Here is a 19,941-nt window from a genome sequence, read left to right as displayed (position 1 = left end):
ACGAGGGTGGCGATGGCCGAAAAACACGTCTCAGGTCATGATGAGGAGGCGGGTGTTCGGCACCAGCTTCCGGTTCACGCTGGTGCTCTGCACGAAGATGGTGAACTCATCGTTGTGGTCGGGCTTCACGCGGGCCTCGGCGTCCGGCAGGCCGAGCAGGGTCCGGGCCTCCGGCCCCGTGTAGATGTTGTCCGACTTCTTCTCCAGCACCGCGATCTGCTTCCGCGCCTGGATCTTTTCCGACTTGCTCAGCTGGTAGAAGGCGCAGCCGGTGCGGTACGTGTGCCCGGATTCGATGACCCATTCCCGGATCGCCGTATCACGCGTCACGGGAACGAGCCGGTACGTCGACGATTCCGCCGGCTTGAGGCCGGCCGCCTTGATGGTGTCGCTGTTCACCGCGTCCGCGCCGGTGGAGAACACGGCCCGCGATCCGCGGATTCCCTTGGTGCGGCCCACCATGAACTTCTCGGTGGCCTCCTTGATGACCTGCCCGGCTTCCTGCAGGCCCTGGGTGCTCGTGGCGTCCCAGATGGCGATGTTGTCCTTCGGGAAGCCGTACTGCATGGCCTCGCGCTTGCCCATCTGGTCCGGGACCAGGACGGCGAGCGTCCAGTTGTCCGCCTGCGTCTCGATCATCGAGGCCACGGACCGCACCAGGTCACGGGGGTTCTTGGAAGGGGTGCCCGGGCAGCGGTGGCTCGCGTTCTCCTGCCCGTCGGTCAGCACGAACGTCAGGAAGCTGTGGTCGCCGTACAGTTGGGCCGTCTGCGCCAGCTCGTGCTGCGACTTCAGCGTGGCCGCCAGCAGGGCCGTCATTCCGCCGGTCCGGTAGACCTCCTTGAGGGACGGCATGCGCAGCACGTCCTTGTCGTAGACGACGCATTCCACCCGGTTCGAGAAGACGTACACCGTGACGCGGGTTTCCTGGTCCAATTCCTCGGAGCGGCGGGCCAGATAGGCGATCTGCTGGTCGGCGACCTCGATGACCTTGTTGCTCAGGTGCGACATGGACGAACTGGCGTCCAGGACGAGGGCGACGTGATTGATGTAGTTCTGGTTTCCGGACATGGCGAACTCCCCGTTTCCGTTCTCCGCTTCGGTACCCCGATCCTCGCACCCACCACTGACAACGCTCCCGGACCGCCGGTGCCGCCCCTCCTCGCCTCTCCTCGCCCGCGCGGGGCTGTGGGCCGAGTTCTCCGGCGCCGCCGCCCGTCACGCCCGAGTGGGACGAGGTGCACCGCCGGCTCCGCGCTGCGGGGATCGTGGGCCGACGTGCCGTCACGACCGTGCGAACTCGTGTCAAGGGGCCGGTCCCGGCATGGCCGACAGTGGTCGGGGCGGCGACGTCGGCGGTTCATTCAAGGGACACCTGAGCAACCTCAAGGCATCATCGGGGCGCATCGTGGCGCCCTTACGTTCCGTGACGCCCTCGTCCCGCGAGCGAAAGGTTTCGCATGCCCAGTCGGAAGACCACCACGGTGGCTCTCGTCGGCGCAGTCTCCTCGGCCGCCCTGGCCGCCGCCGCCCTGACCGTTCTCGCCCCCGCCGCCTCGGCGGCGGGCACCACCTTCACCGCGACCGCGGACACCTACGTCGACGGTCAGAACACCGCGACGAACTATGGTGCCTCGCAGCAACTCGGCGTGGACAACAGCCCGGTCAAGCAGACGCTGCTGAAGTTCGCCGTCTCCGGCCTCACCCAGCCGGTCACCAAGGCGAAGCTCCGCGTCCACGTCGACGACGTGTCGGGTGCGGAGAGCAGCAGCGGCGGCACGTTCCGCGCGATGTCCAACACCTCGTGGTCCGAGACCTCGGTCACGTACGCCAACCGGCCGTCCATCGACGGTGCCGTGCTGGGGACCCTCGGCGCGGTCTCCCGCAACACCTGGTACGAGGTGGACGTGACCTCGTACGTCACGGGCAACGGCACGTTCGGCATCGGCGTCACCTCGTCGAGCAGCAACGGGGCCGACTACGACTCCCGCGAAAGCGGCTCCACCGCACCGCAGTTGGTGATCGAGACGGGCGCCGGTCCGACGCCGACGCCGACCCCGACGCCGTCGCCGACCGGAACCACCCCGCCGTCCGGCGACCCGGTGCTCGTCGGCGCGGGCGACATCGCCACCTCGGGCTCCGGCGACACCGCGACGGCCAAGCTCCTCGACACCATCCCCGGCACGGTGTTCACGCTCGGCGACAACGCCTATCCGGACGGCACCGCCTCGGACTTCGCCACGTACTACGAGCCGACGTGGGGCCGTCACAAGGCCCGCACCAAGCCGGCGCCGGGCAACCACGACTACCACACCTCCGGTGCCACGGGTTACTACAACTACTTCGGAGCCAACGCGGGTCCCTCGGGCCGCGGTTACTACTCGTACGACCTCGGCAACTGGCACGTGGTGGCGCTCAACTCCGAGACGGCCATGGGCGTGGGGTCCGCCCAGGAGCAGTGGCTGCGCGCCGACCTGGCCGCGAGCAACAAGCCGTGCACGGTGGCCTACTGGCACAAGCCGCGCTGGACGTCGAGCTCCAGCCACGCCGGCGACCCCTCGACGGGCCCGCTCGTCCAGGCGCTGTACGACAACAACGCCGAGGTCATCCTGACCGGCCACAACCACCAGTACGAGCGGTTCGCCCCGCAGAACCCGAGCGGCCAGCTGGACTCCGCGCGCGGCCTGCGGCAGTTCGTCGCCGGCATGGGCGGCGCCGGCCTCTACGGTTTCGGCACCATCCAGCCGAACAGCGAGGCCCGCAACAACGACACCTTCGGCGTGCTCAAGCTGACCCTGCGCGCGAACGGCTACGACTGGCAGTTCGTCCCGGAGGCGGGCAAGACCTACAACGACAGCGGCACCGGCACCTGCCACTGATCCCGCCCGCCCGGGCCGCACGCCGCCCGCACGCCGCCTTCGGCGGCGGGCGGCCTGCGGCCTCTGCGACCCCATCCCATCCGGAGGTCACCACACCGTGTATCTCTCCACCATCGGCAGGACGGAGCTGCCGGCCGACACCGCGGGACCGGGCCGGCGCGGCCGGTGGACCCTGGTCGGGGGCAATGTCCTCGCGCTCGGCACCGTCAGCCTGATCACCGACGTCTCCGCGGAGATGGTCACCGCGGTCCTGCCCCTGTACCTCGTGCTCGGTCTGCAGCTCAGCCCAGCCGCCTACGGAGTCCTCGACGGGCTCAACACCGGGGCCACGGCCCTGCTCCGACTCGTCGGCGGCTACGTGGCCGACCGGGTCAGCCGGCGGAAGGCGGTCGCCGGGGCCGGTTACGGCCTGTCGGCGCTGGCGAAGCTCGGCCTGGTGGCGGTGGGCGGTTCGGCCTCGTCGATCGGTCTGGTGCTGGCCGCCGACCGTGCCGGCAAGGGACTGCGCACGGCGCCGCGCGACGCGCTCATCACCCTGTCCACGCCCGAGCACGCCCTCGGCCGGGCCTTCGGGGTGCACCGGGCCATGGACAGCATCGGTGCGTTCGCCGGTCCGCTCGTGGCGCTGGCCGTCCTGACGGCCGCCGCCCAGTCGTTCGACGCCGTCTTCGTCACCAGCTTCTGCATCGCGGCCCTGGGCGTGCTGGTCCTCGTCCTGTTCGTACGGGACCACCGGGAGGCCCGGCCGCCGGCGGGCACCGTCTCGCCGCGCGCGGTCGGCGGGCTGCTGCGCGCCCGGCCGGTCCGGCGGCTGGTGGCCGCCGCCTGCCTGCTGGGTCTGGCCACCATCGGCGACGGCTTCGTGTACCTGCTGCTGCAGCGGCGCGAGCAGCTGTCCATCGGCTGGTTCCCGCTGCTGGCCGTCGGGACCAGCCTCTCCTACCTCCTCCTCGCGGCCCCGCTGGGTGCCCTCGCCGACCGGGTCGGGCGGCTGCCGGTGATGCTGGGCGGCTACGGCGTGCTGGCGGTCGTCTACCTGCTGCTGCACGGCCCGCTCGACGGCCCGCTGCTGCTGGTCCTGGCCGTCGGTCTGAACGGTGCCTTCTACGCCGCCACGGAGGGGGTGCTGATGGCGCTCGCGGGACCGGTCCTGCCGGAACGGCTGCGGACGACCGGCATCGCACTGATCCAGAGCGGTCAGGCCCTGGCCTACCTCGGCTCGTCCGTGCTCTTCGGACTGGCGTGGCAGGCCTGGGGATCGACCGCGGCGAGCCGGGGTGCGGCGGTGGCCGTCGTCCTCGCCGGGGTGGCGACGGCGTTCCTGCTCGTGCCCCGGTCCGCCGATGCCCCCGACTCCCAGCCGAACCCGGACGAAAGGACTCGTACCACCTCATGAACGCCCCCAGCCGGCGCGCCAGGATACTCGTCACGGTGATCGCCGCCGTCCTGCTCGCGGCGCTGGCGACCACCACCGTCCTCGTGGCCCGCCGGAACGCGGAGCCCGGTGCCGGCGCGGGCGCCGATCCGGTCGCCGCCGCTTCCCCGGGCGCCGGCCGTCCGGGCGGCCCCGGGCTCCGGGTGCTGAGCAACGGCCTGCTGTCCACGGTGTCGCTCGCCGACCCCGCGGGCCCGCGTACCGTCACCTCGCAGCACTGCGACCGCGCGTACACCGCGGGCGGCACCACCTCCTGCCTCACGCCCGCCGGAGCGCTCAGCGCTCCCCGGCTGCTGGTCCTCGACGAGGAGCTCCGGGTGAAGCGCAGCGTGTCCCTGACCGGGCTCCCCAACCGGACCCGGGTCTCCGCCGATGGCCGCATGGTCGGCTGGACGCTGTTCGTGGGCGGGGACTCGTACGCCGGCGGGGGCTTCTCGACCCGTACGGGCATCCTCGACATGCGCACGGGGGAGGTCATCGGCTCCCTGGAGGAGTTCGCGGTCTTCCGTGACGGCCGGCGCCACCGTGCGGCGGACACCAACGTCTGGGGCGTCACGTTCGCCGCCGATTCCAACCGGTTCTACGCGACGGTCTCCAGCGGAGGCGTTCGCTCCCTGGCGGAGGGGGACGTCGCGGCCCGGACGCTGCGTGTGCTGACCGACAACGCGGACAACGTGGAATGCCCGTCGCTGTCGCCCGACGGCACCCGTATCGCCTTCAAGCAGGCCGTCGGCGCGGACCCGGCCAAGGGCTGGCGCCTGTCCGTCCTCGATCTCGCCACCGGACGCCGCACGGAGTCGGCCGAGACCAGGTCGGTGGACGACCAGGCGGCCTGGCTGGACGACCGCACCCTCGCGTACGGCCTCCAGCGCGGCGACGGCACCAACGACGTGTGGACGGTCCCGGCCGACGGCAGCGGCACACCCCGTGTCCTCGTCCAGGGCGCCAACTCCCCCGCGCCTCTTCCCGCGACGGGCTGAGGCGGCCGGAAGGCGGCCCGGGCGCGGCGGGCCGTCAGGCGTGCGGGGCGGAGGCCGTCAGTATCCAGCCGGTGCCGCGCAGGCGCAGGACGCCGTCGGCCTCGTAGGGGCGCAGGACTTCGGTCAGGCGGGCCCTGGCGTGCTCGCCGGCGCCGGGGCCGGCCTGGGCGACGAGGTGGCGGCCGGGCCCGGAGTCCAGGAGGAACCGGGCCGCGTCCGCCGCGTCGCGCCCCCAGGTCCCGTACGCCGTCACGTGTCTGGCGCGGACGTCGTGGAGCCCCGCCGCGGCCAGGGGGGCGGCCGCCGCGCCGGGCTCGGCGAGCGAGAACATGCCCGGCCCTCCGGGCTTGCCGAAGCCGTCCAGGGGCAGGATGTCGCCGAGTGCGGCCAGGGCGGTGAGCCATTCGTTGCCCTCGGGCTCGGCGGCGCAGAGCAGGGCCACGCGGCCGCCGGGGCGCAGTGCGCCGGCGATGTTCGCGAACGCCGCGGCGGGGTCGGTGAAGAACATGATGCCGAAGCGGCTGATGGCGAGGTCGAAGGCGCCGGGCGCGAGGGGGTGGACCTGGGCGTCCCCGTGTTCGAAGCGGACGTGGTGCAGGCCTTCGGCTTCGGCGCTCGCCCTGGCGCGTTCGAGCATGGGTCCGGAGAGGTCGAGGCCCAGGGCGAGGCCGTCGGGACCTGCTGCGCGGGCGGCCTGCCGGGTGGTGGATCCGGCGCCGCAGCCGATGTCGAGAATGTGTTCGCCGGGGGTGATGGCCGCGGCGTCGAAGAGCAGCTGGTCGAATCCGGCGTTGACGGCGTCCCAGCGGTGCTGGTGGGCGGCCCAGTGGGTGCCCTCGTATCCGTTCCAGGATTCGGCCTGGCCGGTGTTCGCGATGCCGTGCATGGATGGGACCTCCTGTGCGTGGGGATGCGGGATCGACGGCCCGAACCTTAGGATGGGCGCACGCCCAAACAGTATGGGCGACTGCCCATACTTGCAATCCCCTGTTCTCCGGGAGGACTTGGTGTCACCACGTGGAGTGGCCATCCCCGATCTGCGCGAGCGGCTCTTCGACGCGGCGGAGCGCGTCCTGGCCCGGGACGGGGCCGCCGCCCTGACCAGCAGGGCGATCACGGCCGAGGCGGACTGCGCCAAGGGGGTGCTGCACACCCACTTCGCCGGGCTGGACGAGTTCGTGGCGGAGCTGGTGCTGGACCGTTTCACCCGCTCGGCCGCGCTGGCGGCCACGCTCCCCGGCAGGGTGGGCGAGGGCTCGGTGGGCGGCAACCTGGTGGAGCTGGCCGCGGCGGTCCTGTCCCTGGACCCCGGGGTCGTCGGCCTGGCGGTGACCCGTCCCGCGGCGGCCCTGCGGGTCCGCGAGGCCTGGGCCGGGGGCGCCCCCGGCTTCGACACGATCCAGGACTCCATCGAGGCCTACCTCGACGCCGAGCAGCGCCTGGGACGCATCGGTCCCGGCACGGACACCGGTGTGGCCGCCCTGGCCATCGTGGGCACCCTGCACCACCTGCTGATGACGAGCCGCCCCGGCAGCCCTCCCCCGCGGGACCGGGTCGAGCGACTGGTCCGCGCCCTGACCGGCCCGTCCTGAGCAGGTGGCCCCGGCGTGCGAAGCAGGTCGGCTGCAGGCCGGTGCGCAGTTGCCGGCCGAGCGGGGTCAGCGACGGACCCGGCGCGGCGCAGCGCCGGTGGGCGTCCGCGCTGGCCGCGAACCCCGATGGTCCGGCTCGGCGCAGGCCGAGGTGCCGCTGCCGCCGTCCCGGCCGAGCCCGGAACGCACCGCCGCAAGGATGTGCCGCAGGCCTGGAGGGCCCGTCAGCCGACGTGGACGTGCGGGCGGCGGGCCCGGTCGGGCTCGGCGCCTCGGACGACCTCGCGGGTGACGGGGGCGACCTCGCCCTGCCCGAAGAGGAAGAAGCGCAGGAAGTTGGCGAGCGGGTTGCCCTCGGTCCACTCGAAGTAGATGTGCGGCCGCTGCCCGGTCTCGTCACGGACGTGCAGGAGGAGCGCGGCGAGGGCATTGGGGACGGAGGAGGACTCCAGGGTGAGGACCCGGTACCGGTCGTGCATGACCTCGCCCCTGACCCTCAGGCCGGCCTCGAACTCCGACGGGTCCAGGACGGTGACCTCCACGAAGACGAAGTCGTCGCCCGTCGGGGTGTCGTTGTCGGCACGGATCTGGTCGATCTTCTCCCGGTACTCGGCCTTGTCGCGGTTGTCCGGCTCGTTGGCGATGAAGCGGATCGTGCGGGTGGCCGTGTCCCGGATGAAACGTTGCGCCATGTCGTCGAGCTCGACGTCCGTCACACGCAGCTCGAAGACGCGGGCGAGACGGGACAGGAGTGAGAGCGCCATGATGCCGGCGATGAAACAGGCGCCGATCTTCACGCCGTCCGGCCGCTCGACCACGTTCACGGCCGTGGTGTAGATGAAGACGGCGGAAATGATCCCGAAGGCGATGGTCCAGCCGCGTTCGCGGGCGCGGCGGGCGGCGATGGTCACGGCCACGGCGGCCGAGGTGATCAGGACGAGCACACCGGTGGCGTAGGCGCCGCCCTGCGCGTCCACATCGGCGTCGAAGATCCAGGTCACCAGGAAGGCGACCAGGGTGAACACGATCACCATCGGCCGCAGGGCGCGCGCCCAGTGCGGGGCCATGCCGTAGCGGGGCAGGTAGCGCGGCATCAGGTTCAGCAACCCGGCCATGGCCGAGGAGCCGGCGAACCACAGGATCAGGATCGTGGAGATGTCGTAGACGGTGCCGAACGCCGAGCCGAGGTACTCGTGGGCGAGGTAGGCCAGGGCCCGGCCGTTGGCCTCGCCACCGGACTCGAAGGCGTCCGCCGGGATCAGCAGCGTGGTGATGAAGCTGGAGCAGATCAGGAAGACGCTCATGATGACCGCGGCGGTGGTCAGCAGCTTCCTGGTCCCGCGGATCCGTCCGGCCGGCTTGTCCGGGTCGTCACCGGTCTCGCCCTCCACGTGCGGCATGACCGCGACTCCGGTTTCGAAGCCGGAGAGGCCGAGTGCCAGCTTGGGGAAGACGACCAGAGCGATGGCGATCATCATGACCGGGTTGCCGTAGTCGGTGGTCAGTGCGTTGGTCCAGTTGGTGATCACCTGCGGGTGGGTGACCACCTGCCACAGGCCGACCGCGACCACGACGGCGTTGAGCAGCAGGTAGGAGACGACCAAGGCGACGGCGAGCCCGATGGCCTCGCTGAAGCCCTTGAGGAACACGGCGCCGAGCAGGGCGATCAGGATCAGGGTGATGAGCACCTCGTGCCCGTGCAGGGTGCTGGTGAGGTGGGGGTTCTCCACCATGTGCGCGGTCGCGTCGGCGGCCGACAGGGTGATGGTGATCAGGAAGTCGGTCGCGGCGAACCCGAGCAGGGTCAGCACGAACAACTTGCCCTTCCAGAACGACAGCAGCCGTTCCAGCATCGCGATCGAGCCCTCTCCGTGCGGGCTCTCCTTGGCGACCCGGCGGTAGACCGGCAGCGCGCCGAACAGGGTGAGCAGCACCAGCACGATCGTCGCCAGCGGCGACAGCAGCCCGGCCGCGAGCGCCGCGATGCCGGGCTGGTAGCCGAGGGTGGAGAAGTAGTCCAGGCCGGTCAGGCACATCACCCGGTACCAGGGCTTGCCCTCGTGGGCCTTCTCCGGCTGCTGCTGCTGTTTGTGACGGCGGTCGGTCAAGCCTTCCAGCATCCACGCGCGAAGGCGGGAGGAGCGGGCAGGGGTGGCCATGGCGGGGCGCTCCTGTCGTACGGCACGGATTCGGCCGTCGGCGTCGACGGCTGGGTCAGCGTACGCAGCCGAAACACGGCCAATACGCCTATAGGCTCCTCTGACGAAATCCTGACGCGCCCTTAACGCCTCCTTCCGGTGGCGTGCTGCGCGAAGGAACGGGGCGCAGCGTACGACCGGCCGCTGACGGCCATCGGCGTGACGGCCGCGCCGAAGGTCCCGCCTCACCCGTACGGACCTCGTCAAGGCCTCTGCACGCGGTCAGCGGCTCGCGGTCTGCCGGCCGATCTACAGTGAGAACACGAACCACCTGCGTGTTCACATGGCCCGGCTCCGGCGGAGGCCTGAGGCGGACCGCTCCCACCCCGGTACCTCATCACCGAGCCGGCACGGGCCACCGCTTCGAACCTGAACGGAAGAAGAGTCACGATCATGGGACGCGGCAAGCTCCGCATCTTTCTCGGCGCGGCACCCGGCGTCGGCAAGACCTACGCGATGCTCGCCGAGGCGCACCGCCGGATCGAACGGGGCACCGACTGCGTGGTCGGCTTCGTCGAGCACCACGACCGGCCCCGTACGGAGGTCATGCTGCACGGCCTGGAGGTCGTACCGCGGCGGGAGCTGGAGTACCGGGGCACCACCTTCGCCGAGATGGACGTGGACGCGGTCCTCGCCCGGCGGCCGGCGGTCGCCCTGGTGGACGAGCTCGCGCACACCAACGTCCCCGGCTCCCGCAACACCAAGCGGTGGCAGGACGTCGAGGAACTCCTCCAGGCGGGCATCGACGTGGTCTCCACGGTCAACATCCAGCACCTGGAGTCCCTGGGCGACGTCGTCGAGACCATCACGGGCGTGCGGCAGCGCGAAACGGTCCCCGACGAGGTCGTCCGGCGGGCCGACCAGATCGAGCTGGTGGACATGTCCCCGCAGGCGCTTCGGCGCCGGATGGCCCACGGCAACGTCTACAAGGCGGACAAGGTCGACGCCGCCCTGTCCAACTACTTCCGCCCGGGGAACCTCACCGCCCTGCGCGAGCTGGCCCTGCTCTGGACCGCCGACCGGGTCGACGAGTACCTGCGGGAATACCGCGGCGAGCACGACATCCGCACCACCTGGCAGGCCCGCGAGCGGATCGTCGTGGGCCTCACCGGCGGCCCGGAGGGCCGTACGCTGATCCGCCGCGCCGCCCGCCTCGCCGAGAAGGGCGCCGGCGGCGAGGTCCTGGCCGTCTACATCGCCGCCAGCGACGGACTCACCTCCGCCTCCCCCAAGGAACTCGCCGTCCAGCGCACCCTGGTCGAGGACCTCGGCGGCACCTTCCACCACGTGATCGGCGACGACATCCCCGGCTCCCTGCTGGAGTTCGCCCGGGGGGTGAACGCCACCCAGATCGTCCTCGGTGTCAGCCGGCGCAAGCCCTGGCAGTACGTCTTCGGCCCCGGCGTGAGCGCGACCGTCGCCCGTGAGTCCGGGCCGGACCTGGACGTCCACCTGGTCACCCATGACGCCATCGCCAAGGGCCGCGGGCTCCCCATCGCCCGCGGCGCACGGCTCGGCCGCGCCCGCATCGTCTGGGGGTGGACGGTCGGCATCCTCGGCCCGGTCCTGCTCGCCCTGCTGCTGGGCCAGGTCCTCCCGGACCTGGGCCTGGCGAACGACATGCTGCTGTTCCTGACCTGCACGGTGGCGGCGGCCCTGCTGGGCGGGCTGCTGCCGGCGCTCGCCTCGGCGGCCTTCGGCTCGCTGCTGCTGAACTACTTCTTCACCCCGCCCCTCCACCGGCTGACGATCGCCGACCCGAGGAACATCGTGGCCATCGCGATCTTCGTGGGGGTGGCGGTCTCGGTGGCGTCGGTGGTGGACCTCGCGGCCCGCCGCACCCACCAGGCGGCGCGGCTGCGCGCCGAGTCCGAGGTGTTGTCCTTCCTCGCCGGCAGCGTCCTACGGGGCGAGGACTCCCTGGACGCGCTGCTGGAACGGCTCCGCGAGACGTTCGCGATGAACTCCGTGGTGCTCCTGGAACGAGCCGGCGAGGTCGAGCCCTGGACCACCGTCGCCGCCGTCGGCAGCCGGCCCGTCGCCCGCCCGGAGGACGCCGACGTCGACATGCCGATCGGCGAGAACCTGGCTCTGGCCCTGACCGGACGGGTCCTGCCCGCCCAGGACCAGCGCGTGCTCGGCGCGTTCGCCGCCCAGGCCGCCGTCGTGCTCGACCGGCAGCGGCTGCTCGGCGAGGCCGAGGAGGCGCGCAGGCTCGCCGAGGCCAACCGCATCCGCACCGCCCTGCTCGCCGCGGTCAGCCACGACCTGCGCACCCCGCTGGCCGGTATCAAGGCCTCCGTCAGCTCCCTCCGCTCGGAGGACGTGGACTGGTCCGAAGAGGACCGGGCCGAGCTGCTGGAAGGCATCGAAGCCGGTGCGGACCGCCTGGCGGCGCTGATCGGCAACCTCCTCGACATGTCCCGCCTCAACACCGGCACCGTCGTCCCCCTCATCCGCGAGACCGACCTCGACGAGGTCGTGCCGATGGCCCTGGGCGGCGTACCGGAGGACAGCGTCGAACTCGACATCCCCGAGACCCTCCCCATGGTCGCGGTCGACCGGGGCCTCCTCGAACGTGCCGTCGCCAACATCGTCGAGAACGCCGTCAAGTACAGCGACGGACACCCGGTCCTCATCACCGCCAGCGCCTTGCACGACCGCGTCGAACTCCGCGTGGTGGACCAGGGCCCCGGGGTCCCGGACGAGGCCAAGGACCGCATCTTCGAACCCTTCCAACGGCACGGCGACGCCCCCCGCGGGGCCGGGGTCGGCCTCGGCCTCGCCGTCGCCCGCGGCTTCACCGAGGCCGTCGGCGGCACCCTCACCGCCGAGGACACCCCCGGCGGCGGCCTCACCATGGTGCTCACCCTCCCGATGGCCGGAGAGCAGCCACAGGTGACCGCGGCGCTTCCGCCCTCGGCAGCCGCCTGACGAGGCGAGCACCTGCGCCGACGGCGTTCGGTCTCAGGGGTGGCGCCGGCCACGGACGGCCAGCCAGCCGCCCGCACCCGCGAGTACGGTCGCCGCGCAGGCGGCCGCGACCCAGGCGCTCGGCGATCCGGCCTGCCGCCAGTCCGCGTGGTCCAGGTTCGCCAGGACCACGGACGCCTGCGCGCCGGCGAGGAAGACTCCGCCGGACAGCAGGGTCACGGCGGTCCCGGCCCGCGGTTTCCTGCTCGCGCCCGCTCCACCGCGCCACCACCGCACCAGTACGACGGCCAGGACGGCCGCGGCCCAGATCAGCCCGGGGAGGAGGGCCGCGGCCCAGAAGGGTATGGAGCCGTCGGGGCCTCCTCCGTCACCGTCCCAATGCGTCGCCAGCCGCTCCGGCAGCCGGCCCTTCAACGCCAGGGGCAGACCGATGAGTACCGCGAGGACTGCCGTCCCCCACGCCGCGATACCCCGGCGTGCCCGCGTCCCCCGCGTCGGTTGATCGTGCATGCCTTCCCCCACAACCCCTCATCCCCGCTTCCGTCGGTTCTTCTCGTCCTCGTGGCAGTGGAGCGAGGGGGGAGGCGACCGGGCCGATGCCCTCGGGGCTGACCCGGGCCTCGGTGACTCCGGGTATGAGTGCGAGCCGAGGCCGGCCACAACGGGCAGGGAGAATGCGGGGATCCGCCGGCAGCGGGGGCCGGCGGCAGCCGACCCGGCCAGGCGTACGAGAGGCACGACCGGACCGGCGCTGCACACGTGTTCCCCCTGGTTCGGCGCGGTCCCCCATGGACCACTCCCCGCCGACCAGGCTTCCCGGCACACCGACTTCACCCTATCGGTTCAGCGGCCTGCGTACGGCAGCAGGGCCGTCTCGCGGGCGTTGTCGACGGCGGTGCCGAGGGCCCGCTGCTGCCGGACCGTCAGTCGATGTACGTGATCCCGGCCGTGTCTGCGGACTCAGGACGCCGAAGTCGTCCTTCCCGTCCGTGACGGGCGGCGGCGCGGCCGGGAGCCGCGCCGGGAGCCGCGCCGGGAGGTACTCGCGTGGAACGGCATCAGGGCCGCAGGCGGGCCACTGCCAGGGCGTCCTTGACCTCGCGCACCACACGGTCCGCGTCCTCGGCGTCGTTCACCACATCCGTGCGGTTCATGTCGATGACGAGGACGTCGCTGGCCGAGTAGTGCTGGTGCACCCAGTCGTCGTAGCCGGACCACAGCGTCCGGTAGTACTCGACGAGGCTCTCGTCCTGCTCGAAATCACGGCCCCGCAGACCGATGCGGTGCAGCACCGTCGCGAAGTCCGCCTTGAGGTAGACCATGAGATCGGGTGCCTTGCGGTACGGCAGGCCGTCGATCTCGCGCATCATCTCGTCCAGCAGTCCCTCGTACACCCGCATCTCGAGGGAGCTGATCCGGCCCAGATCGTGATTGACCTTGGCGAAGTACCAGTCCTCGTATATGGACCGGTCGAGGACGTTGTCGCCCTGCTTGTACGCCTCCTTGATCGAGGCGAACCGCGTCTGCAGGAAGTAGAGCTGGAGCAGGAAGGGGTAGCGCTTGGCCTGGATCTCCTCGGGGCTCGCCGTGTAGAAGAGCGGAAGGATCGGGTTGTCCTCGACGCTCTCGTAGAAGACCTCGCTCCCGAGCTCCTTGGCCAGCAGTTCGGCCACGCTCGTCTTACCGAGCCCGATCATGCCTCCGACGCAGATCACCGGCATACCTCACTTCTCCCTGGGGGTCTTCTGTTCGCGGGCGGGCTGACTGGGCGCCCCACACCACCGAGAGGGCATGTCGGCGGTCAGTCGATCCCCAGGATCTTCACGATCACCTTCGTGCGGTACCCGTCCGGGCCGAGGCTCCGAAGCGGGCCGCCCTCCCCGACCGGCCATTCCGTATGCGCGCATACGGCGAGCCACCGCCCGGCGGCCGTCCTGAAGCATAAATGACGGTCAACCCCACGTCGGCCGGGGCGCCTGCACCCGGCTCACCACGGCCCGTTGCTCCGGCCCGCAACCTCCGGCGGGGTGCGGGTCACCGGGCCGCTGCCGTGCGGAGGGCTCGGGTCAGGAGGGCCGGGTCGCCCAAGCGGCGCCGCAGTTCCCGTTCCAGGCCGGCGACCGGGACGAGGTTCTGCGGGGCTCGGGGGTCCTTGTACTCGCAGCCCGCGTATCGCGGCAGCAGTCGTTGCGAAAGATCGGCCAGGGCGATCGCCTCTTCCCCGGCGACGTCGGCGGCGCATTCCAGACGGACCACCCCGGCCCACGGGGGCCCGGGCCTGCACGGCAGGCGCAGGTACCAGGCGTGGCGGTCCCAGGAGGTGCCCATGAGGAACACGGGGGTGCGTTCGCCGGGGGCGAGTCGGGCGACCACCGCGTGGAGGTCCGGCGGCAGATAGGTGGTGCGGTGGGACTTGATGAAGCCCAGGGCGCGCGGCAGGTGGGTACGGCCGCGCAGCGGGCCGTCGACGACCAGCAGGTCCGAGCCCTCGGCGACGCCGTGGCCGTCGAGGGCGGCGCGGGCCTGGGAGGCCACGAGGACCTCCAGGTCACGGAGGTGGCGCTGGAGCGCCGACGAGAGCAGCAGCGCCAGGTTCTCCTCGGCGTCGTCGGCGGTGACATGGGCCCGGTAGGCGCCGGCCGTCGTGGACACGTCGACGGCATTGCGGGCGGTGGTGAACAGGCCGCGCCGGGACTCGACCGTGAGCAGGTGCGCGCCGCGTCCGGGGCAGCAGCACACCGTGCCGGCGGCGTACGAGGCGCACAGGGCCATCGTGGCATCCGCGGCGCCGGCGGAGTGGCCGTACCCGTCACCGACGGACGGGGTCGGACCGGCCGGCGGGGGGTCTTCGATCCAGACACGGGCCTCGACGCGGCGCACGCCGTCGACGAACAGGACGGCACCGGGGGCGGCCCCGTACGAGGGGGAGACCGGCTTCCAGTCGGCCGGGGCGGACTCGACGTCGGGGACGACCCTGGCGGTGGAGTCCCCCGCCGCGTCGCCGGCCGTTTCGGCGTTCTCGACGCTGGACCCGTACGTGGGGTCCCAGCCATCGACGTGGAACCGCATCGGAACCGGGCGCGAGGCGTTCGTCACGTGCCCTCCCGGGTGACGACGGAGCTGTGGGTGTCGCGGTGGACCCGGAAGCGGACCGGTACGCGATCGGCGAGCGCGGGAACATGGGTGATCAGTCCGACCATCCGGTCGCCCTGGGCGAGGGTTTCGAGGGTGTCGGCGACCGTGTCGAGGGATTCGGGGTCGAGTGTTCCGAAGCCCTCGTCGAGGAAGATGGACTCCAGCTTCTTCGCGCCGCCGATGCCCGCGAGCTGTTCGGACAGGGCCAATGCGAGGGCGAGGCTGGCCTGGAACGTCTCGCCGCCGGACAGGGTGCGGACGGAGCGTTCCGAATCGGCGTCGGCGTGGTCGACGACGTAGAACTCGCCGTTGCGGTGGCTCAGGTCGAAGCGGTCGCCCGAGAGGCGGCGCAGCGACTCGGAGGCGCCCCCGACGAGGGTGTCGAGGGCGGACTCGGCGAGCCACCGCGGGAACCGTTCGGACCTCATCAGCCTGGCCAGTTCGGTGGCCACCTGCTGCCGGGTACGGGCGGCGGCGATCCTGCTCCGTACCGAGGCGGCTTCGGTGAGCTCGTGGACGATCCGCGCCGTCTCGGCGCGCGCCCGTTCGACTGCGATCGTGACCACCCGCGGTGCGTGCGCCGCGCGGCCGGACCCCTCGCCCGGGGCGTCGGGGTCCAGGCCGTGCTCGCTCAGAAGGCGCTCCAGCCGGTCCAGCAGTGCGTCGGCCTCACCGGTCGCGGCCCGGGCTTCGGCCTGCGTGCGCTCGGCTTCGGCCCGGCGGTCGGCGGCCCTGCGGGAGGCCCAGTCCGCGAGGGCGGCCCAGGCGGCGGCGAGGTCTGCGGGGTCGAGGCGGGGCGGGTCGAACGCCGCCACGGTGTCCCGGTCGGCCGTCAGACGGGAGAGGGCCGCATCGGTTCCGGTCCGGCAGCGCTGCTGCTCCGCCTCCGCCTTCCGGAGTTCCTCGCGGGTGCGGTCGGCCCTGGCTTCGGCGGCCGTCACGGCGTCGTCGAGGCGGGTGCGTTCGGAGAGAAGGCCCGGAACGGCTTCCGCCGGCGGCGCTCCGGACAGCAGCTCGTCGAGCTCGCGCAGCCGGGTGGTGAGGGCGGCCTGGTCTGCTTCGGCCTCGGCTTCGGCCCGTACCGCGCTGGTGTGCGCGGCCGTCGCGTCGCCGTGCGCCCGGTCGGCTGCCGCGAGGGAGGCGTCGGCCTGCTCCTGGGCCTGCTCGGCGGTCGCGACCGCGGCCGCGGCCTCGGCGAGGTCGGCCTCCGCCTCGGCAGTGCCGGTGCGGGCCCATGCCTCCAGGCGGGCCCAGGCCCCCATCAGGTCTGCGGCGTCGGCCGGGTCCGCAGGGTGCTCCTGGTGGGCGGTGGGGGGTTCGAGGTCGGCCAGGCCGCCCAGTCGGGTGTCGAACACGGTGCGTGCCCGGTCGAGTTCCCTCCGGAGCGCTCCGGCTGCGGCCAGCACGGTCCCGTGTGCCGATTCGGCCGCCGCCACCGCGGCGCGGGCCTGCTCCTCGGCGGAGGCGAGCCGGTCGCGGGTCTCGATGCGTTCCGTGACCAGTGCGTGGAGCCGGGCGCGGTCGGCCGCGAAGTCGGCTGCGGAGTCGGCTGCGGCGTCGGTTGCAAAGTCGCCGGCGGCGCCGGATCCGGCCTCGGCGGCGGCTGCCGCGGGGAGGGCCGGCAGCAGGGCGGACACGCGCTGCTCCGTCAGCGTGCGCCGCTCGGTGAGGCTGTCGACCTTGCGCTGCCGACCGGTGACCGTGGCCTGGGCCTCCAGGTGCCGGGACTGCGCCGCACGGAGTTCGAGGGTCGCGTCGTCCACCGCGTTCCCGGCCGCGTCGAGCGCCGGATCGGGCAGCGGCGGCGGGAGGGTGGTGACGGTCTGCTCGCAGACCGGGCAGGCGTGCCCGGTCCGGAGCGCGGGGCGCAGCCGACCGGCGCCGGCCAGCGTACGGGCCTCCGCCAGGGCGGCGGTGGCGGCGTCGAGGCGGGCCTGTGCGGCTCCGACCTCGGCGTCCCTGGACGTGGCTTCCCTTGTCGAGGCGTCCAGTCGGCCGGTGGCCTCGGCGAGGTCGGCGGTGACCTCGCCGAGCTGGTCGAGCGCGTCACGTGCTTCGGTGAGGCGGCTCGCGTCGCCGGCGGCGGCGAGCGCGGCAGCCGCCCGCTGGTGGCGGTCACGGGCCTCGCCGAGCCGCCCTCCCGCATCCTCGGCCTGCCGGGCGAGCTCCGCCGCCCGGCGGGCCAGCACGGGCAGCCCCTCGGGGGTGCGGACACCGGCCAGCCGCTCCCGGCGGCGCCCGACCTCGTGGTGCGTCTGGTGGGCACGGTCGAGGTGCCGGCGGGCCGCCGCCACCTGGGTGCGGGCCGCATCGACGGCGGCCGTATGAACACGCAACTGCTCCTGGCACCGGGCCAGTTCCCCGGCAGCGCTGTCGACGGCCGCCCCCACCTGGTCGTGGCGCCCGGCGAGATCGGTCCGCTCCGCGTGACGGTCGCGGGCCTGTTCGAGTGCGGCGCGGTCCGGGGCGACCCGGGCCGCCGCGCGGGCGTCGGCAAGGACCCGGGCGCCCTCGTCATCGGCCTCGCGCGCCTTCAGGGCCGCGGCATGTGCGTCGTCGGCGGCGCGCTGGAGTTCCGCGACCCCGTCGGGGACCCGGACGGAGCCGAGCAGTTCGGCCTCGGCACGCAGCCCGTCCGCCCGGTGGGCGGCATCGGCGGCACGGGCACCGGCCGCGTCGGCACCGGCCACGAGCCCGTCGACGACGCCTGCCAGGGCGTCCAGGGCGGATACCCGTGCCCGTGCGTCGGCCTCGGCTTCGGGGGTGGCGTCGGCGTACCGGCCGAGCTGCTCGGTGAGGACGTCGACCTCCTTGGCGGCGGCATCGCGCTGAACCCCGGCACGCTTGCCGATGCCCTCGTAGTGGTCCGCGCCGAGGAGCTTCAGCAGGATCCGCTGCCGGTCGCCGGTGTTCGCCGAGAGGAACCGGGCGAACTGTCCCTGGGGCAGGACGACGCACTGGCAGAAGTCGTCGAAGGAGAGGCCCAGCAGCTGCTCGACGGCGGCGTTGAGTTCCTTGATCTCTCCGGCCAGGACCTCGGGTTGCGGGCCGTACGGGTCGACGACGACCACCGTGGGGTCCGCGAACCTGACCAGGCTCACGTTCTTCTGCTGGATCTGCTGCCCGACCCGGCGGACCTCACGGGCCACCTGGTAGCGCTGGGAGGCGACGTCGAAGGTGAGCGCGACGGTGCAGCGGTTGCCGGTGGGGGCGAGTGCGTAGGAGATGGCGTTGCTCCGGCCCCACCGGTAGGCCGAACCGTACAGGGCGAACGTCAGCGCATCGAGGACGGTGGACTTCCCCGACCCGGTGGCACCGACGAGGGCGAAGTAGTCGGCGCCGGTGAAGTCGACCACGGTGGCGGCTCGGAATCCGGCGAAGCCGTTGAGCTCCAGGCGAACGGGACGCATCTGAGGTGTTGATCCTTACCGGGTGTGCGAGGAGATCCGCAGTTCGGGCGCGGGCGCGGGAGCAGGGGCGGGGGCGAGGGGCGGGGGCGGGTGAGGAATGCCGCTGGTCACGGTCGGGCGGTCGGGTGCGTGAGGTCGTCGTGCAGTTCGTTGAACAGCCGCACGACGCGCTCGTCGCCGACGCCGACGCTGTGGCAGTAGTCGGTGAACAGCTCCGCGGGCGTCCTGGCCGGCCGGTCGACCGCGATGCCGGCCCTGGCCCCGGTGCTCGCGTGATCGGGGTGGATGCGGATCTCCAGGGCGTTGGGGAGGGCCTCGGCCAGGTCCTCGCGCAGGCCGGCGTACCCGGGCTGGGTGACGACGAGCCGGAGGAAGTCCTCGCCGTGGGCGGCCCGGTCGGCGATGAGTTCGGCGACGGTCCCCTCGACGGTGCGCAGCCTGCGGCCGGCGGTGATCGGGACGTCGGTGACCTTCGCCGGGGTACCGGGGGACGCTTCGACGAGGCAGACCACGTGCGTGTTGTCCTGCTCGCCGAAGTCGACCGCGTACGGGGAGCCGCTGTAGTGCACCGGGCAGGCGGCCGGGATCCGCTGCCGGCGATGGAGGTGGCCGAGGGCCACGTAGTGGGCATCGACGGGGAAGATCGCGGCGGGAACGTGATATTCCATGATCGATTGGGCGGCTCGCTCGCCGCCTCCGAAGGTACCGCCGGTGCACGTCAGGTGCGCCATGACGATGTTGACGGCGTCGGGGGTGAACGCCCCCGTCAGCCCGCCCAACACGTCTCGGACCAACTGGTCGTACGCGCCGACGTTCTGCGACGGGGTGTTCGCGATGATCTCCGCGGCGCGGACGGCGTAGCGGCGGGAGAGGAAGGGCAGGACCGCGATGTTGACGGGCTCGTTCGTGGACTTGGCGCGGAAGGTGTGCACACCGCCCTTGTCCGCCGGCCGGGCCTGACCGTAGACGTGGATTCCGGCGACGCCCATCAGCGGCTTGTACGCCTCGAACGTGGCACCGTGGTCGTGGTTGCCGGCGATGAGGACGACCTCGATGTTTCGCCTGGCCAACTGCATCAGGGTGCGCACCACGAGTTTCTGGGCCTCGGCGCTCGGCGCGGAGTGCTCGTAGACGTCGCCTGCGATGAGCACGGCATCCACCTGGCTGTCGAGCGCTATCCGGGTGATCTCCCGCAGCACGGCAGCCTGTTCGTCGAGCCGGTTGCGGCCCTTGAGGATCTTGCCGACGTGCCAGTCGGAGGTGTGGAGGAACTTCACCGGGACTGTCCTTCCGGGGGACGGAGCAAGTGGTGCGAAACGGTGGGGGTATGCGGGCAGGCCGGCCCGGGAATGCCGGGGGGCCGCGACGGAGGCCGTAC

Annotated in this window: 13 protein-coding genes; 5 read left to right on the top strand and 8 right to left on the bottom strand. The window is 72.4% G+C overall.

The annotated features are described in order from the left end of the window. Positions 1-30: 30 nt before the first annotated feature. The gene (locus AC067U_RS15750) at positions 31-1,071 is read right to left on the bottom strand and encodes a vWA domain-containing protein (RefSeq protein ID WP_478830247.1); all 1,041 of its coding nucleotides are present in this window, start codon (positions 1,069-1,071) and stop codon (positions 31-33) included. 389 nt (positions 1,072-1,460) lie between these two features. Between AC067U_RS15750 and AC067U_RS15745 the strand changes: the two genes are divergently transcribed. The 3 genes from AC067U_RS15745 (at position 1,461) to AC067U_RS15735 (ending at position 5,294) form a co-directional block, all read left to right on the top strand. Further along, on the top strand, positions 1,461-2,879 hold the full coding sequence (locus AC067U_RS15745) for a CBM96 family carbohydrate-binding protein (RefSeq protein WP_478830246.1): 1,419 nt from the start codon (positions 1,461-1,463) through the stop codon (positions 2,877-2,879). 97 nt (positions 2,880-2,976) lie between these two features. Then, positions 2,977-4,275: an MFS transporter gene (locus AC067U_RS15740; RefSeq protein WP_478830245.1), complete on the top strand. Its 1,299-nt coding sequence runs from the start codon at positions 2,977-2,979 to the stop codon at positions 4,273-4,275. Beyond that, positions 4,272-5,294 carry a hypothetical protein gene (locus AC067U_RS15735; RefSeq protein WP_478830244.1) on the top strand — a complete coding sequence of 341 codons (1,023 nt, stop codon included), beginning with the start codon at positions 4,272-4,274 and terminating at the stop codon, positions 5,292-5,294. The genes AC067U_RS15740 and AC067U_RS15735 overlap by 4 nt, the downstream gene beginning before the upstream one ends. A gap of 34 nt (positions 5,295-5,328) precedes the next feature. On the opposite strand, the gene AC067U_RS15730 is transcribed toward AC067U_RS15735, so the two are convergent. Beyond that, on the bottom strand, positions 5,329-6,180 hold the full coding sequence (locus tag AC067U_RS15730; protein WP_478830243.1) for a class I SAM-dependent methyltransferase: 852 nt from the start codon (positions 6,178-6,180) through the stop codon (positions 5,329-5,331). 121 nt (positions 6,181-6,301) lie between these two features. Between AC067U_RS15730 and AC067U_RS15725 the strand changes: the two genes are divergently transcribed. Further along, on the top strand, positions 6,302-6,886 hold the full coding sequence (locus tag AC067U_RS15725) for a TetR/AcrR family transcriptional regulator (protein WP_478830242.1): 585 nt from the start codon (positions 6,302-6,304) through the stop codon (positions 6,884-6,886). A gap of 224 nt (positions 6,887-7,110) precedes the next feature. On the opposite strand, the gene AC067U_RS15720 is transcribed toward AC067U_RS15725, so the two are convergent. Further along, positions 7,111-9,045 (bottom strand): APC family permease, encoded by a 1,935-nt coding sequence (locus AC067U_RS15720; protein WP_478830241.1) that lies wholly within the window; start codon positions 9,043-9,045, stop codon positions 7,111-7,113. 432 nt (positions 9,046-9,477) lie between these two features. On the opposite strand from AC067U_RS15720, the gene AC067U_RS15715 reads away from it, so the two are divergent. Next, positions 9,478-12,018 carry a DUF4118 domain-containing protein gene (locus AC067U_RS15715; protein WP_478830240.1) on the top strand — a complete coding sequence of 847 codons (2,541 nt, stop codon included), beginning with the start codon at positions 9,478-9,480 and terminating at the stop codon, positions 12,016-12,018. Positions 12,019-12,051: 33 nt separating this feature from the next. On the opposite strand, the gene AC067U_RS15710 is transcribed toward AC067U_RS15715, so the two are convergent. From AC067U_RS15710 to AC067U_RS15690, 5 genes are all read right to left on the bottom strand, one after another. Then, complete coding sequence (locus tag AC067U_RS15710) at positions 12,052-12,528, bottom strand: DUF1648 domain-containing protein (protein WP_478830239.1); 477 nt, start codon at positions 12,526-12,528, stop codon at positions 12,052-12,054. Positions 12,529-13,076: 548 nt separating this feature from the next. Further along, positions 13,077-13,739 carry a deoxynucleoside kinase gene (locus AC067U_RS15705; protein WP_478830238.1) on the bottom strand — a complete coding sequence of 221 codons (663 nt, stop codon included), beginning with the start codon at positions 13,737-13,739 and terminating at the stop codon, positions 13,077-13,079. Between the two features lie 313 nt (positions 13,740-14,052). Beyond that, on the bottom strand, positions 14,053-15,114 hold the full coding sequence (locus tag AC067U_RS15700; protein ID WP_478830237.1) for a hypothetical protein: 1,062 nt from the start codon (positions 15,112-15,114) through the stop codon (positions 14,053-14,055). Next, complete coding sequence (locus AC067U_RS15695; protein ID WP_478830236.1) at positions 15,111-18,563, bottom strand: AAA family ATPase; 3,453 nt, start codon at positions 18,561-18,563, stop codon at positions 15,111-15,113. The genes AC067U_RS15700 and AC067U_RS15695 overlap by 4 nt, the downstream gene beginning before the upstream one ends. Before the next feature lie 107 nt (positions 18,564-18,670). Further along, positions 18,671-19,840, bottom strand: a complete 1,170-nt coding sequence (locus AC067U_RS15690; RefSeq protein WP_478830235.1) for an exonuclease SbcCD subunit D — start codon at positions 19,838-19,840, stop codon at positions 18,671-18,673. Positions 19,841-19,941 lie beyond the last annotated feature (101 nt).

The sequence above is a fragment of the Streptomyces sp. NPDC043853 genome (assembly GCF_056436025.1).
This window is presented reverse-complemented; position numbering and strand designations above follow the sequence as displayed.

Coding starts and splice junctions, on each gene's coding strand:
- AC067U_RS15715 (WP_478830240.1), top strand. CDS start 9,478: ATGGGACGCGGCAAGCTCCGCATCTTTCTCGGCGCGGCACCCGGCGTC.
- AC067U_RS15750 (WP_478830247.1), bottom strand. CDS start 1,071: ATGTCCGGAAACCAGAACTACATCAATCACGTCGCCCTCGTCCTGGAC.
- AC067U_RS15695 (WP_478830236.1), bottom strand. CDS start 18,563: ATGCGTCCCGTTCGCCTGGAGCTCAACGGCTTCGCCGGATTCCGAGCC.
- AC067U_RS15710 (WP_478830239.1), bottom strand. CDS start 12,528: ATGCACGATCAACCGACGCGGGGGACGCGGGCACGCCGGGGTATCGCG.
- AC067U_RS15730 (WP_478830243.1), bottom strand. CDS start 6,180: ATGCACGGCATCGCGAACACCGGCCAGGCCGAATCCTGGAACGGATAC.
- AC067U_RS15735 (WP_478830244.1), top strand. CDS start 4,272: ATGAACGCCCCCAGCCGGCGCGCCAGGATACTCGTCACGGTGATCGCC.
- AC067U_RS15745 (WP_478830246.1), top strand. CDS start 1,461: ATGCCCAGTCGGAAGACCACCACGGTGGCTCTCGTCGGCGCAGTCTCC.
- AC067U_RS15705 (WP_478830238.1), bottom strand. CDS start 13,739: ATGCCGGTGATCTGCGTCGGAGGCATGATCGGGCTCGGTAAGACGAGC.
- AC067U_RS15720 (WP_478830241.1), bottom strand. CDS start 9,045: ATGGCCACCCCTGCCCGCTCCTCCCGCCTTCGCGCGTGGATGCTGGAA.